Origin of the sequence: Pseudarthrobacter sp. NPDC059871 (genome assembly GCF_042731175.1) — a bacterium.
In the GTDB taxonomy this organism is placed as follows: Bacteria; Actinomycetota; Actinomycetes; order Actinomycetales; family Micrococcaceae; genus Arthrobacter.
In genome coordinates, this window is record NZ_JBHWJV010000005.1 from 30,145 (window position 1) to 43,590 (window position 13,446).

Here is a 13,446-nt window from a genome sequence, read left to right on the forward strand (position 1 = left end):
GATCGGAAGGTGAAGTCCCGGGCCCCGTCAGCCAAAGACCGGGCAGGTGTGGCGTACGTCATAGAAGGACAGTAATGCATGTTGAACGAGTGTTCAATAGCAAGTTGAACACTCGTTCAAATGTGACATAGGGGTGATGGCTTGTGGCGCTTCTGCCTAGCCGGCGTCCGGCGCAGGGGCGAAGGCGATGTCCTCGGTGCGCTGGATACTGCGCTGGATGGAGGCCTTGTCCACGCCCAGGAGGGAGGTCAGCCACATGCCGTTCTGGATGACGACGACATCGGACGCGCGGTCCCGGCACTGCGCCCAGGTGAGCCTGGGCCTTGCATTGGCCACGAGTGCGGCGAGGCCGTCGATGTACCGGTCAAAGGCGGCGGCGTTGATTTCGGCGTAGCCCTCATCGGCCTGCGCGAGGGCCCAGAGGTGGAGTCGCAGCGACAGATATTTGGTGGTCAGCAGATCGGCACCCGCCACCCGGCGCAGGGCCGTGCGCAGCTGTTCGTCGGGAGTCGAGTCCGGATCCGGTGTGACCAGCAGGAGGTCGTGCTCATCGACGCGGTGCAGGGCTGCCCGGATCAGGCTCGTCTTGTCGTCGTAGTAATAGTTCACCAGGCCGAGGGCAACGCCGGCCTCCCGGGCGACGGAGCGCATGCTTACGCCGGAGATCCCGTGCCGGGAGAGCAGGTCCAGGGCCGCTTCGAGGATGCGGGACTGCCTGTCGAGCTGCTCGCCGGAGTTCACGGTGTTAGTCCCCATCTGGCCAGACTATTGCCAAACTCGCCGGCAGTGCACTTTCCCGGCCCGGGGGTGGCCGGAAGGGTTACGCGAACAGGGGCGCAGCCGTAACATCACTCCATGGAACCGCGGCTTTTCGCGTACCTCAGCTACCCCGATGCGTCCGCCGCGCTGGAGTGGCTGCAGGCGGTGGGGTTTGAGGTTGTCCGGCGCCAGGATGGCGACGGTGGAACTGTCGTCCATTCGGAGGTCCGGCTCGGAGCGGCGGTGCTGATGGTGGCCAGCAACGACGCCGGTTATCAGCGGCCACCGCTGGTGGGTCGGTCCACCGGGCAGGGCTTGTACCTCTTGGTGGACGACGCCGACGCCTTCTTCCGCGCGGCCGTCGCCGCCGGTGCAACACCGGTCATCGAGCCCGAGGATACCGGCTGGGGCTCACGGCGCTGCCGCGTCCTGGACCCCCAGGGCCAGGAGTGGAGCGCCGGCACCTACGAGCCCGGCGCGAGTTGGTAGCAAAAGCTTTCAATGACCACCCGCGGCACAGAAGAATCCCCGCCCTGCACCTGAAGGTGCTGGGCGGGGATCCATTCGTCGGCGGGCCGCCTACTTCTTGGGCAGGCCCGCCGGGTTCAGTTCGGACTTCGGGATTGCCTCGGAGGACAGGCCCCAGCGGTCCAGGATCTTGGCGTAGGTGCCGTCGTCGATCAGGTGGTTCAGGGCGGTTTGGGCTGCGACGGCCAGGCCGTTGCCCTTCTTGGTGGTGAACGCGATCTCGGCCTTCAGCGGCCAGCCGCCCTCCAGGGTGCCCACCTGCTTGGATTTCCCATCCTTGGCCGCCTTGTAGGCAGCTCCGGCGTTGGGTCCGAACGTCAGGTCCGCGCGGCCCGACTGGAGGGCCAGGGTGGAGGCGGAATCGTCGTCGTAATACTGGAACTCCACCGGCTTGAGGCCGTTCTTCTTGTTCTCCTCGTCCCAGCGCACCAGGATGGCTTCCTGGTTGGTGCCGGAACCGACGATGACCCGCTTGCCCGCCACGTCCTTGGCTTCCTTGACCTCGGTGATGTCCGAGTCGCTCTTGGCGTAGAAGCCGAGCAGGTCGTTGCGGTACGTGGCGAAGTCGAACTTCTCCTTGCGCGCCTCGGTGACAGTCACGTTCGAGAGGACGGCCTCGTATTTGGCCGACTCAATGCCCAGCGGCCAGTCGGCCCATGCGACGGGAAGGACCTCCACCTGCAGGCCGAGGGTCTCGCCCACGGCGTAGGCGATGTCCACCTCGCTGCCGATCAGGGTCTTGTTGTCGGAGGCGAACGTGCTCAGCGGGGCGGTGCCGCCGGTGGTCACCACAGTCAGCTTGCCGTCGGCCTTGATGGCATCGGGAACCTGTGCGGCCGCTGCCTGGTCCACGTCCACCTTGAAGCGGTCCTGCTCGGGGGACAGGTTGAAGGTCTTGCCGGCTGCGGTGGCGGTAGTCTCCGACGTCGGTCCTGTCGCCGCCGTCGCGCCCGGATCGGCGCATGCGGCCAGGCCCAGCAGGGACACTGCCAGGGCCGCGATAAGGGCCGGTTTCGGAGTGGGGATGGCCATGGTTTCCTCCTTGGAGGTACGAAGTTGATGCGACGGATGATGCGCGTTGCAGCAACTATCCGGGAGTGCCACCGGCAGAATCAAAGGCCCCGAAACCGGGCGATACGGGGAGTAACCGCAGTTAACGCGGGGACCGCCGCGGTCACAATCCGCGTACACCAAAGGAGGGGACCAGCTCACAAGAGCTGGTCCCCTCCTTCAACGCGTGGGCGTCAGGCCATCCCGCCGGAAACCCGCGGAAGCCTGTCAGCCCAGGGCTTTGATGACTTCCCTGGCCACGTCCTCGCTGGACTGCGGGTTCTGGCCGGTGATCAGGTTACCGTCGCGGACCACATGGGAGGACCAGGCAGCGGCGTTGTTGACGATCGCGCCCTTCTCCTTCAGCGCGTCCTCCACAAGCCAAGGCGTGTTCTCGCCTGTGCCGCCGTTCAGTTCCTCTTCGTTGCTGAAGACCGTCAGGCGCCGGCCCGCGAAAGTGAACGTCCCGGCGTCGTCCGTTGCGCTGAGCAGTCCCGCCGGGCCGTGGCAGAACGGCGCGATGACCTTGCCGTCCTTGTCCGCGGCCACCAGCAGACGGCCCAGGTCGGTGTCCTTGTAGAGGTCGGCCATCGGGCCGTGGCCGCCCGGCATCACCACGGCGTCGTAGGGAGCGATGTCGACGTCGGCGAGCACCAGGGGCTGCGACAGCTCGGTGCCGATTTTGGCCAGGTAGTCACGGAAGCCCTCGGCGCGTTCCTCACCGCCGGCGGAATCTGCGGCCAGGCTGACCTGGTCCACGGTGGGCTTCGCGCCGCCCGGGGTGGCGATGTGGACAGTGTGTCCGGCGTCCACCAGGGTCTGGTGCGAAACCACCAGTTCTTCAGCCCAGAAGCCGGTGGGGTGTTCGCTCCCGTCCTTCATGGTGAGGGAATCGGCTGCTGAAACAACCATCAAAACGTTAGCCATGCTGTTCTCCTGCCTGTTGTGTTGCTGGGCACTGCGTGGAAAGCCGCCGCTACTTGCCGGCAGCCTCCAGCCCAGCGTACGTGTCGTCGTCGAGCGTGATGCCCGCCGCTGCGATGTTCTCCTCCAGGTGGCTGAGGGATCCCGTGCCGGGGATGGGCATCATGACGGGGGAACGGCGGAGGAGCCACGCCAGGGCCACCTGCGAGGTGGTGGCATCCAGACGCGAGGCGGCCTCGTCCAGCGGACCGCCAGGCTGTGCCAGCTCGCCCGCGGAAATCGGGGCCCACGGGATGAAGCCGATGCCGTTCTCCTCTGAGTAGCGCAGCACGTCCTCCGAGCTGCGGTCCGTCAGGTTGTAGCGGTTCTGGACGGTGGAAACAGTGAAGTGCTTTCCGGCGGCTTCCAGTTCGGCCACGCTGACCTGCGACAGCCCCAACGCCCGGACCTTGCCCTCGTCCTGGAGTTCACGCAGCACACCGAACTGTTCCTCGGCGTCCACCTTGGGATCGATACGGTGCAGCTGCAGCAGGTCGATGGTGTCCACCTTCAGCTTGCGGAGGCTCAGTTCCGCCTGCTGGCGCAGGTATTCGGGCCGGCCCACGGGAACCCACTTGTTGGGCCCGGTGCGGGTAAATCCCACCTTCGTGGCGATTCTCAGGCCGTCCTTGTAGGGGTGCAGGGCTTCGGCGATGATTTCCTCGCTGATGTTCGGGCCATAGGAATCCGCGGTGTCAATGAAATCGACGCCGAGTTCGACGGCGCGGCGCACCACGGCCACGGCGGCCGCCCGGTCCGCGGGCTCGCCCCAGACGCCGTCGCCCACGATGCGCATCGCACCGAAGCCGAGCCGCTGCACGGTTCCGAGGTCCTTGAGGTCGATGGTGGCGGACTGGTTCGTTGTCCCTGTGCTCTTCGTGTCTGCGCTGTTCGTGTCTGGGCTCATAGGGGCGGCAACATCATCAGTGTGCTGGGTATTCCGCAGATCACAGAAATAAGCCGGCCGCCGCGGTGGTTATACCCTCTGTGCCTGCCGCGATTCCGGCGGGCGCCATGACGCAACGATATTCCGTACGCAACGCTCCGAAAGGCCGGCACCCGACGTGACCCTCCCGCTTTCCATCCTTGACCTGGCAACCATCGGCAAAGGCCAGACGGCGGCGGAAAGCTTCGCGGGCAGCGTGGCCATGGCGCAGAGCGCCGAGAAACTGGGGTACCGGCGGGTCTGGTACGCCGAGCACCACAACATGTCGTCCATCGCGTCGTCCGCCACCAGTGTGCTGATCGCCCACGTGGCCGCGAACACCGAAAGCATCCGGCTCGGCGCCGGCGGCGTCATGCTGCCCAACCACTCGCCGCTGACCATCGCTGAGCAGTTCGGCACCCTGGAGACCCTGCACCCGGGCCGGATCGACCTTGGCCTCGGCCGTGCCCCCGGCAGCGACCAGAACACCATGCGGGCCCTCCGGCGCGACCCGATGTCCGCCGACAGCTTCCCCCAGGACGTCCTGGAACTGCAGGGCTACCTCACCGGACCCACACGGATCCAGGGCGTGGAGGCAACCCCCGGCAAGGGCACCAACGTCCCGCTCTACATCCTGGGATCGTCCCTGTTCGGCGCGCGGCTCGCTGCCCAGCTGGGCCTGCCGTACGCCTTCGCCTCGCACTTTGCGCCCAACGCGCTGAAGGATGCGGTGGCCGTCTACCGCCGTGAGTTCAAGCCCTCGGCGCAGTTGGACGCCCCCCACGTGATCGCCGGCGTCAACGTGATCGCGGCCGATTCCGCGTCCGAGGCGCAGCAGATGATGCAGGCCACCAAACGCGCCCGCGTGTCCCTGTTCTTCGGCGGCGGGACCCGGGAATTCACCGATGACGAGGCGGACATGATCCTCGACTCCCCGCAGGGCCAGCACGTCTCGCAGATGATGACCTACTCCGCAGTGGGAACGCCCGACGTCGTCCTGGACTACCTTGACGGGTTCGGCAGGCATGCCGACGCCGACGAACTCATCGTGGCGCACCAGAGCACCGGCACGGACGCCCGCCTGCGCTCGGTGGAACTGCTGGCCGAGGTGGCCGGGCTGGCGCGCGTCTGAGCTTCCGCCTGCCCGGGCTTTTACACATACGCAATGAAGGGGATATTCAGGGGAAACCGCCGGGGATGACGATGGGTAATGCTCCCCCGGGAATCCGCCAGGATCTTCGGGAGGGGCGCCAACCGGTAGTCCGCAGGTGACCCAGCGGCTGCAGTCCCGGCCTGGTTCTGCCTCGAAGGGGTTCCCTGATGCCCACGCCTTTGAACCAGAGCGTGGCGGATTCCGCCCTGCTCACCCGTTCCCTTCCGCTGGACGTGCTCCGGTCGTTTGTCCAGGCGGATGCGGCGGACAGCGGGCTGACCCCGGCGCTGCTGGACGAACTGAAGGTTCTGGCACGTGTTCCTGCCCTGTTGGTGGCCTGCAACTACGGCGGCACCTTGTGCGACGCGGAAGGCATTTCCACCGAGATCCTCCCGCTGGGCAGCGCCGCCATCGCCTTGCGGGCACTTGCCGCCCTGCCCAGCACGCACGCCGCCATCATTTCAGGCCGTTCCCTGCGGGACCTGGCGGCGGTGTCCCGGCTCCCCGTGGAGGTCCACCTCATCGGGTCGCACGGCGCGGAGTCGGACATGGGCTTCGCGCACACCCAGACGCTTGCCACCGAATCGGTCCTGCAAAAGGTCAACGCTGCGCTAAACGAGGCCGTAGGGTTCCAGAGCGGCGTGTGGATTGAGCGCAAGCCGGTGGCGGTTTCGGTCCACACCCGTCCGGCCCCGGCAGAGGTCGTCGCCTCGGTGACCGAGACTGCCCGGGAAATAGCGCGCGCCCACGGACTGTTCTTCATCGTGGACGGCTCGGTGCTGGACCTGTCCGTGGTGGAGCCGTCCAAGGGCGAGGCACTGGAAACCCTCCGGTCCCGGCTCGGCGCCAGTGCCGCCATGTTCGCTGGCGACGCCGACAGCGACGAACTGGCTATCGCCACCCTCCGCGGCCCGGACCTGGGCCTCCGGGTCGGCGGGGGCGAAACCGCAGCGGCACACCGGGTCCGCGACCCCGAGTCCTTTGCCCGGGTCCTTGCCCTGCTCTTCGAACTGCGCCGGGCCTGGCTGTTCGGCGAGGACGCCGTGGGCCTCGAACGGCACACCATGATCGGCAACGGCTCCTCCACCGCACTGCTGACACCGGACGCCAAGGTCTGCTGGATGAGCCACCCGCTGCCGGACTCCGGCTCGGTGTTCGCCCACATCCTTGGCGGTGACGCGGCCGGCCACTTCTCCGTGGAACCGGCAAAGGCATCGCAGGTGCTGGGCCAGCGCTACGTGGACAGCACCATGATCGTCGAAACCCGGTGGGCGGACGTCACCGTCACCGACTACCTCGAACCGGCCCCGGACGGCATCACCAGCCTGGTCCGGGTGCTGACCGGCACGGGGGCTGCCCGGATCACCTTCGCACCGCGGCCTGACTACGCGAACGCCCCGTTCGTCATGGAGGCCCGCGGCGACGAGCTGCATGTGGTGGGCACGTCGGAACCGATCATTCTCTTCGCGCCGGGCGTGACCTTCAGCATCACCTCGGACGGCAGGCACGGCACGGCCACGGCATCGGTGAACCTCCAGTCCGGGCCCGTGGTGCTCAACCTGCGCTGCGGCGACACTGAACCCCGGCCCGCAGACCCACAGGGGGAGACGGAACGCCGGGCGGAGGTGGCCCTCCACGCCCGCCAGTGGGTGCAGAGACTCGCCCTTCCGTCCGTGAAACCCTCGCTGGTACGGCGCTCGGCGCTGGTGCTCCGGGCCTTGGTCCACGAACCCACCGGCGCAGTCCTCGCCGCCCCCACCACGTCCCTGCCCGAGGGCATCGGCGGAACAAGGAACTGGGACTACCGGTACTGCTGGCTGCGGGACGGGTCCATGACGGTCAATGCCCTGGCGGACCTCGGCTCCACCGCGGAGGCCGCCGGGTTCCTTGGGTGGCTGGGGCGGATCCTTGAGCATGCCCCGGGCCCGGAGTGGCTGCATCCGCTGTACTCCGTCACTGGTGCGCCGCTGTCCACTGAAGCCGTGGTGGACAGCCTCCCGGGCTACGCCGGTTCCCGCCCGGTCCGGATCGGAAACGCGGCGGACCACCAGGTCCAGCTGGACGTCTTTGGCCCCGTTGCCGAGCTGATCCATACCCTGAGTTCGAAAGAGGGCGTACTCGCCGAGGAGCACTGGGAGCTGCTGGTCCAGATGGCCTCAGCAGTCCTGGCCCGCTGGCATGAACCGGACCACGGCATCTGGGAAGCCCGGCGCCCGGCACGCCACCATGTCTACTCCAAGGTGATGTGCTGGGTGACCCTGGACAGGGCACTGAGGACAGCTGAGCGCCACGGCAGGGAGCCGGACCCCGCCTGGGCTCCCATGGCCACCACCATCCGGGACGAGGTGCTGCGGGAGGGCTGGGACGAATCGGCCAAGTCCTACACGGTGGCCTACGACAGCCCGGACCTCGATGCCGCTGTCCTGCACATCGGACTGTCGGGCCTGCTGGATGTCACCGACCAGCGCTTCCTGGACACGGTCACCGCCGTGGAACGGGAACTGCGGGTGGGGCCAACAGTCTTCCGCTACCGGTACGACGACGGCCTGCCGGGCCTTGAAGGCGGCTTCCACATCTGTACCACCTGGCTGATCGAGGCCTATGTCGCCGTGGGCCGCATCGATGAAGCCTGGGACCTGTTCGACCAGCTGGTGAACCTCTTCGGGCCCACCGGGCTCTTGCCGGAGGAATACGACCCCGGCACCGAGACCCACCTGGGCAACCATCCGCAGGCGTATTCCCACCTGGGCTTCATCCGCTGTGCCCGCCTCCTGGATGCGCACCAGGCCGGACGGTAGGCAGCGTTCGTCCGGGGTACCTAGAGTGGAAGGACAAGGGATACAAAAACCGAATCGAGACTCATGATGACCGCCCGCGCCCAGGGGGTGGGGTTCCGCTCGGACCGCGGCCCCATCCTCATCGCCTTGATGCTGTCCACCGGACTGGTGGCGATCGACTCCACCATCGTGGCGACCGCCGTCCCGTCGATCGTCCGCGACGTTGGCGGGTTCTCCTCATTCCCGTGGCTCTTCTCGGCGTACCTGCTGGCCCAGGCCGTCTCCGTGCCCATCTACGGCAAGCTGTCCGACATGGTGGGCCGCAAACCGATCATCCTGACAGGCATCGGACTGTTCCTGCTGGGCTCCGTCCTCTGCGGCGTGGCCTGGAGCATGCCGTCCCTGATCGCCTTCCGGGCGCTGCAGGGCTTGGGCGCCGGAGCGGTTTTACCGGTCAGCATCACCATCGCCGGTGACATCTACTCGCTGGAGGAACGCGCCAAGGTCCAGGGGTACCTGGCCAGTGTGTGGGCGGTGTCCTCCGTGGTGGGGCCCAGCCTGGGCGGCGTCTTCTCGGCGCTGGGCATCTGGCGCGGAATCTTCCTGGTCAACATCCCGCTGTGCATCCTGGCCGGCTGGATGCTGGTGCGGACGCTTCATGAGAATGTGGAACGCGCCAAGCACACGGTGGATTACGCCGGAGCGGCACTGATGGCGGGCTCTTTGGGCCTGCTGATCCTCGGCGCTTTGCAGGGCGGCGAGGCCTGGGCGTGGGATTCGCCGGTCAGCTTCGCGGTCTTCGGCGTCGGTGCGGTGCTCCTGGTGGCCTTCATCCTGGTGGAACGGCGCGCTGCGGAACCCATACTCCCGTCCTGGGTGGTGCAGCGGCGCCTGCTGGTGACCACAGCGCTCGCATCTTTTGGCGTGGGTGCGGTGATGATTGGCCTGACCTCCTACGTGCCTACTTTCCTCGAGGGTGCCCTGTCCGTTTCACCGCTGGTCGCGGGCCTGGCCCTGGCGGCGCTGACCCTCGGCTGGCCGCTCAGCGCTTCACAGGCCGGCCGCCTGTATCTTCGGATCGGGTTCAAGGCCACCGGCCTGATCGGCATCTCCATCACCGTGGCCGGCCTGCTCATCCTGGCGCTGACGGCCGGGACGCCGAACGTGGCGCTGATCGCTTCCAGCTGCTTCGTGGTGGGGCTCGGCCTCGGCCTGCTCGCAACGCCCACGCTGATCGCCGCGCAGTCCAGCGTGCGGTGGAACGAGCGCGGCGTGGTGACCAGCACCAACATGTTTGCCCGCTCCATCGGCAGCGCCCTGGGCGTGGCAGTGTTCGGGGCGGTGGCCAACGCCATCTACTCGGGCAACCCGGGCGGTGAGGGAAACGGCCAGGCCGTGGTGGCCGCATCCAGCGCCGTCTTCCTGGCAGCGCTGGTGGCCGGGCTCCTGACGGTCCTGGCGGTGGTGGCCATGCCGGGGATGCAGGCCGCCGGTGCCGGGGATGGTGCCGACGGGCAGGAGCAGGTTTCCGAACAGGACGCAGCCTCGAACCAGGATCCCGCGCACGGCACCGACGACGGAGGGGATGCCGCCGGTCCGGACCGCACCGAAGTGGAGGATTCCGGCCGCCGCGGCAGTTGATCAGGCCGGCGGCAGCTAGCGCGAGGCGCTGAAGATTTCGGGCGCGGGGCGAGTGCCCGTGGCGAGGTCGGCAAGGATCCGGCCCACCACGGGCGTGAACTTGAACCCGTGCCCGGAGAACCCGGCACCGATCACTACCGGCCCAATCCGGTCCAGGACGAAGTCTTCATCCGGGGTGGTGGTGTAGGTGCAGCTGATGGCCGCGAAGGTATCGGCGTCCACGCCGGGCAGCCAGGTCCTCGCGTAGGCCTGCAGGGCAGCGAGCTGCTGCGGCTCCGGCTCGAAGGTGCGCCTGTCAGGGTCCGTCACCGGGCCCACGCCGTGCCAGCCGGCCTTGATGCCCTCGCCGGGGGTGTGCATGCCATAGACAGGGGAGTACCACCCCGCGTACTGCGATCCACCGCCCGGGTAATGGTTGAACCCGGGCCATACAGCGTCCGCGTCGATGATCCGGAAGTGTGCCGGCTGCTCCTGCGTCACCCTGAGCTTTGGCGTCCGCAGGCGACCGCCCACGGCCGTGCCCAGCAGCTTTTCCGTCCAGCCACCGGCCGTTACCACCACCTGTGCGGCGGTGACCACCTCGGTACCGGCGCTGCTTTCCAGCCCCAGCCGGACGCCGTCGTCCCTCACCTCGAAGGACACCACCTTGGTGCGGTGCCGGATGTCGGCGCCCCGGGCCGCGGCAAGGCGCTGGAAAGCCGGCAGTGCGGCTTCCGGGTTGAGCTGGCCGCCGTCGGGCATGTAGAGGACCTGCTGGTCGAAGCGGATGCCGCGCCAGCGCTCGCCGGCCTCGTCCGGACGCAGGAACTCGGCGCGCAGCCCCGCCTGTGCCAGCGCTTCCGCAGCGTCCGGCAGCATGGGTTCGGGCCCGTGCGTGACGATCCCGGTCCGTGCCAGGAGCGTCTCGCCGCTGTCCTGCTCCAGCTCGTTCCAGAGGTCCAGGGATTCGGCGATCATGGCAACGTATTCGGGGCGGTGGTAGCCGGGATTGAAGTTGCGGGTGGTGCCGTGGGAAGCGCCGATCTTGTGCCCCGGCCCGAACTGCTCCACGAGTGTCACGTGGCGTCCCCGCCGGGACAGCGCCCTCGCGGTGGCGGAACCCATGGCGCCGCCGCCGATCACCACGGTGTCAAGAGTTGTTGCCATGGGTCCTCCTTGTCCAGGTTGTCACGCCAGCAACAGCGCGACGCCGATCATCGCCGGAACAGCCACCACGGTGGTGATCAGCACGGTGTCCTTGGCCACGGTGAGGCCGGTTTTGTAGCGGCTGGCCGCCACGAACACATTCTGTGCCGTGGGCAGGGCGGACGTCACCACCACGGCGAACAGGGCGTGGCCGTCCATTCCCAGGGCGAACCGGGCAAAGACGTAGGCCAGGGCAGGCTGGACGGCCAGCTTGAATGTGCTGGCCAGCAGGGTGTCCACGCGCCGTCCGGCCGCTGCCTGCAGCGGCCGGGTCCCGTTCAGGCTCATGCCGAAGGCGATCAGCATGGCCGGGATCGCGGCACCGCCAATCAGGTGGATGGGTTCCATGACCAGCTCGGGCACCTTGAAACCGGTGCCGGCAACAATCAGGCCCAGCGCCGAACCCACGATCATCGGGTTCCGGAGGATCATCACCACGAAGCCGAGCGGGGTGGTCCTGTGCGAGCTGGTGCTGGAGTCCAGGATCATGAGGAACACCGGCGTGAAGAAGGCCAGCTGGAAGATCAGCAGCGGCGCAACATAGCTGGCGTCACCGAGGACATATACCGCAATGGGAATACCTAGGTTCGCGGAATTCGCGAGCGAGGCGGACATCGAGGACATCAGGGACTCTGGCAGCGAACGCTTCAGCCAGAATTTCACGATGGTGAAGAAGATGGCAGCCGTGGCGATGGCCGCCACGGCGGTCACCAGCAGCGGCGCGGCGAACACCTCCTGCAGCCGGGCCTTGCTGAGGGTTTCGAACAGGAGGGCCGGACTGGCAACGAAGAAGGTGAGTGAGCTGAGGACCTGGCGGGCGTTGTCGCCGAGGATCTTCTGCCGGCCAACAAACCAGCCCACCAGGATGATGCACCAGACAACGAAGAAACCGGCAAGTACCCCTAGCACGGAAGAACCCGCGGCGGGCGGCGGAAAAGAGTCCCCGGTCTCACGCCCCGGCTACAGGGCGGCGTTGTTGAGTGCGAACGGCGGACGCATCATGCCGGGGGCAATGCCCTCGGCGGGATCATTCCCCAGCTGGATGATGCGGTTGTTCTGGTCCACATGGACCACCTTCGGCTCGTAGGCCTTGGCTTCCTCGGTGGTCATCTGCGCATACGTAATGAGGATGACGAGGTCGTTCTCGTGCATCAGGTGGGCGGCGGCGCCGTTGATGCCGATGACGCCGGAGCCGCGCTCGCCGGCAATGGTGTAGGTTTCCAGCCGTGCTCCGTTGGTGATGTCGACAATCGAGACAAGCTCGCCCGGCAGGATGTCAGCTGCCTCCAGCAGGTCCAGGTCAACGGTGACGGAACCTACGTAGTGCAGGTCTGCGTGGGTGACGGTGGCCCGGTGGATTTTGGACTTGAACATGGTTCGATTCATAACGGCTCCAGTCTAGCGCCGGGGCCGGGCCGCCGCAGTGACGCACGGAACACCCACAGATCAGTCAGCGCACGACGGCGGGCGGTTAGCTTGCGTCGTCCCCCGCCACCGCGGCGGCAGCGGCGGCCAGGGTTTCCCTTGCTGCCAGGATGGCGGGCCGCTGCGCGCTGGAGCGGCGCACCGACGTGAAGATGGTGCGGTGCGGCTTGCCCGGGAGCTCCAGCAGCCGGGCGGTGGTGCCGCGGCCCGTCCACACCAGGTCCGGCATCAGTGCCACAGCGTTGCCGGATTCAATCAGCCGGGCCTGCGCCTGCAGGTCTGCCGTCTCGAAGCGCACGTCCGGCTCGAACCCGGCACTCCTGCACGCCTGTTCCGCCCAGTGGCGCGACGCGGCACCCCGCGGTTCCATCACCCAGGGGAGTTCCGCGGTGTCCGCGAGCGCGCGGATGGCTGCGCCGCCGTCGGACGCCGGGACCGCAAGCCGGATGGCGTCGGTGGTCAGTTTCACGCGGTCCAGTTCCGGGTAGCGGGGAGCCGCGTGGCCGGGGTACTGCTCGGCGATGACCAGGTCGAAGTCGCGGGCCCACGTTTCGTGAAGTGCCGTCTCCGGTTCCCGTTGGATCATCTCGATCCGGACTTCGGGGTAGGTTTTGGCCATCCGGGTGAGGGTGTCCGGCATCAGCGCCAGGGCCGCCGACTGGAAAACCGCAATCCGCACCGTGCCCGTAACAGTTGTCAGCGAGGCCGCCAGATCCGCCTCGGCCTGCTCCATGGTTTCGAGCAGCTGCGCCGTATGTGCCACCAGCACCTCGGCCTGCGGGGTGAGCTGCACGCGGCGGCCGGTCTTCCGCAGCAATTCCACGCCCACCTCCTTCTCCAGGAGGGCAAGCTGCTGGGATACCGACGACGGGCTGTACTGCAGTGCCTCCGCCACCTCGGCCAGCGTCCCCCGGATGCTCAGTTCCCGCAACAGGCGCAGCCGGCGTACGTCAAGCATGGGGAATTCCTAACTGAAACTAATGAATATAGGTTAGAAGTAGTCACTTTATCTAATGCAAACAGGCTTGCATACTGTTGGG

The 13,446-nt window shown here is 67.3% G+C and carries 12 protein-coding genes; 4 read left to right on the forward strand and 8 right to left on the reverse strand.

Annotation, left to right across the window (positions count from 1 at the left end):
* Positions 1-156 precede the first annotated feature (156 nt).
* Positions 157-756: a TetR/AcrR family transcriptional regulator gene (locus tag ACFV4R_RS08365; protein WP_377201903.1), complete on the reverse strand. Its 600-nt coding sequence runs from the start codon at positions 754-756 to the stop codon at positions 157-159.
* A 99-nt stretch (positions 757-855) separates the two neighbouring features.
* On the opposite strand from ACFV4R_RS08365, the gene ACFV4R_RS08370 reads away from it, so the two are divergent.
* On the forward strand, positions 856-1,248 hold the full coding sequence (locus tag ACFV4R_RS08370; RefSeq protein ID WP_377201904.1) for a VOC family protein: 393 nt from the start codon (positions 856-858) through the stop codon (positions 1,246-1,248).
* Between the two features lie 90 nt (positions 1,249-1,338).
* Here ACFV4R_RS08370 and ACFV4R_RS08375 read toward each other — a convergent pair whose 3' ends face one another.
* The 3 genes from ACFV4R_RS08375 to ACFV4R_RS08385 all read right to left on the reverse strand — a co-directional run bounded on the left by ACFV4R_RS08375 (position 1,339) and on the right by ACFV4R_RS08385 (position 4,207).
* Positions 1,339-2,319: an ABC transporter substrate-binding protein gene (locus ACFV4R_RS08375; protein ID WP_377201905.1), complete on the reverse strand. Its 981-nt coding sequence runs from the start codon at positions 2,317-2,319 to the stop codon at positions 1,339-1,341.
* A 246-nt stretch (positions 2,320-2,565) separates the two neighbouring features.
* Complete coding sequence (locus ACFV4R_RS08380; protein WP_377201906.1) at positions 2,566-3,264, reverse strand: type 1 glutamine amidotransferase domain-containing protein; 699 nt, start codon at positions 3,262-3,264, stop codon at positions 2,566-2,568.
* 49 nt (positions 3,265-3,313) lie between these two features.
* Positions 3,314-4,207: an aldo/keto reductase gene (locus ACFV4R_RS08385; RefSeq protein WP_377201907.1), complete on the reverse strand. Its 894-nt coding sequence runs from the start codon at positions 4,205-4,207 to the stop codon at positions 3,314-3,316.
* 157 nt (positions 4,208-4,364) lie between these two features.
* On the opposite strand from ACFV4R_RS08385, the gene ACFV4R_RS08390 reads away from it, so the two are divergent.
* The 3 genes from ACFV4R_RS08390 (at position 4,365) to ACFV4R_RS08400 (ending at position 9,796) form a co-directional block, all read left to right on the forward strand.
* Positions 4,365-5,357 carry an LLM class flavin-dependent oxidoreductase gene (locus ACFV4R_RS08390; RefSeq protein ID WP_377201908.1) on the forward strand — a complete coding sequence of 331 codons (993 nt, stop codon included), beginning with the start codon at positions 4,365-4,367 and terminating at the stop codon, positions 5,355-5,357.
* A gap of 188 nt (positions 5,358-5,545) precedes the next feature.
* Complete coding sequence (locus ACFV4R_RS08395; protein ID WP_377201909.1) at positions 5,546-8,176, forward strand: trehalase-like domain-containing protein; 2,631 nt, start codon at positions 5,546-5,548, stop codon at positions 8,174-8,176.
* A gap of 63 nt (positions 8,177-8,239) precedes the next feature.
* A complete protein-coding gene (locus ACFV4R_RS08400; RefSeq protein WP_377201910.1) occupies positions 8,240-9,796 on the forward strand; it encodes an MFS transporter in 1,557 nt (518 codons plus the stop codon).
* Positions 9,797-9,811: 15 nt separating this feature from the next.
* Here the strand turns inward: ACFV4R_RS08400 and ACFV4R_RS08405 are convergent, their stop codons facing one another.
* The 4 genes from ACFV4R_RS08405 to ACFV4R_RS08420 all read right to left on the reverse strand — a co-directional run bounded on the left by ACFV4R_RS08405 (position 9,812) and on the right by ACFV4R_RS08420 (position 13,364).
* Positions 9,812-10,942, reverse strand: coding sequence for an FAD-dependent oxidoreductase (locus ACFV4R_RS08405; RefSeq protein ID WP_377201911.1), 1,131 nt, complete (start codon positions 10,940-10,942; stop codon positions 9,812-9,814).
* Positions 10,943-10,963: 21 nt separating this feature from the next.
* Positions 10,964-11,890 (reverse strand): AEC family transporter, encoded by a 927-nt coding sequence (locus ACFV4R_RS08410; protein WP_377201912.1) that lies wholly within the window; start codon positions 11,888-11,890, stop codon positions 10,964-10,966.
* A 51-nt stretch (positions 11,891-11,941) separates the two neighbouring features.
* Positions 11,942-12,367, reverse strand: coding sequence for an aspartate 1-decarboxylase (gene panD / locus ACFV4R_RS08415; RefSeq protein WP_377201913.1), 426 nt, complete (start codon positions 12,365-12,367; stop codon positions 11,942-11,944).
* A gap of 85 nt (positions 12,368-12,452) precedes the next feature.
* Positions 12,453-13,364, reverse strand: a complete 912-nt coding sequence (locus ACFV4R_RS08420; protein ID WP_377201914.1) for a LysR family transcriptional regulator — start codon at positions 13,362-13,364, stop codon at positions 12,453-12,455.
* Between the last annotated feature and the right edge of the window lie 82 nt (positions 13,365-13,446).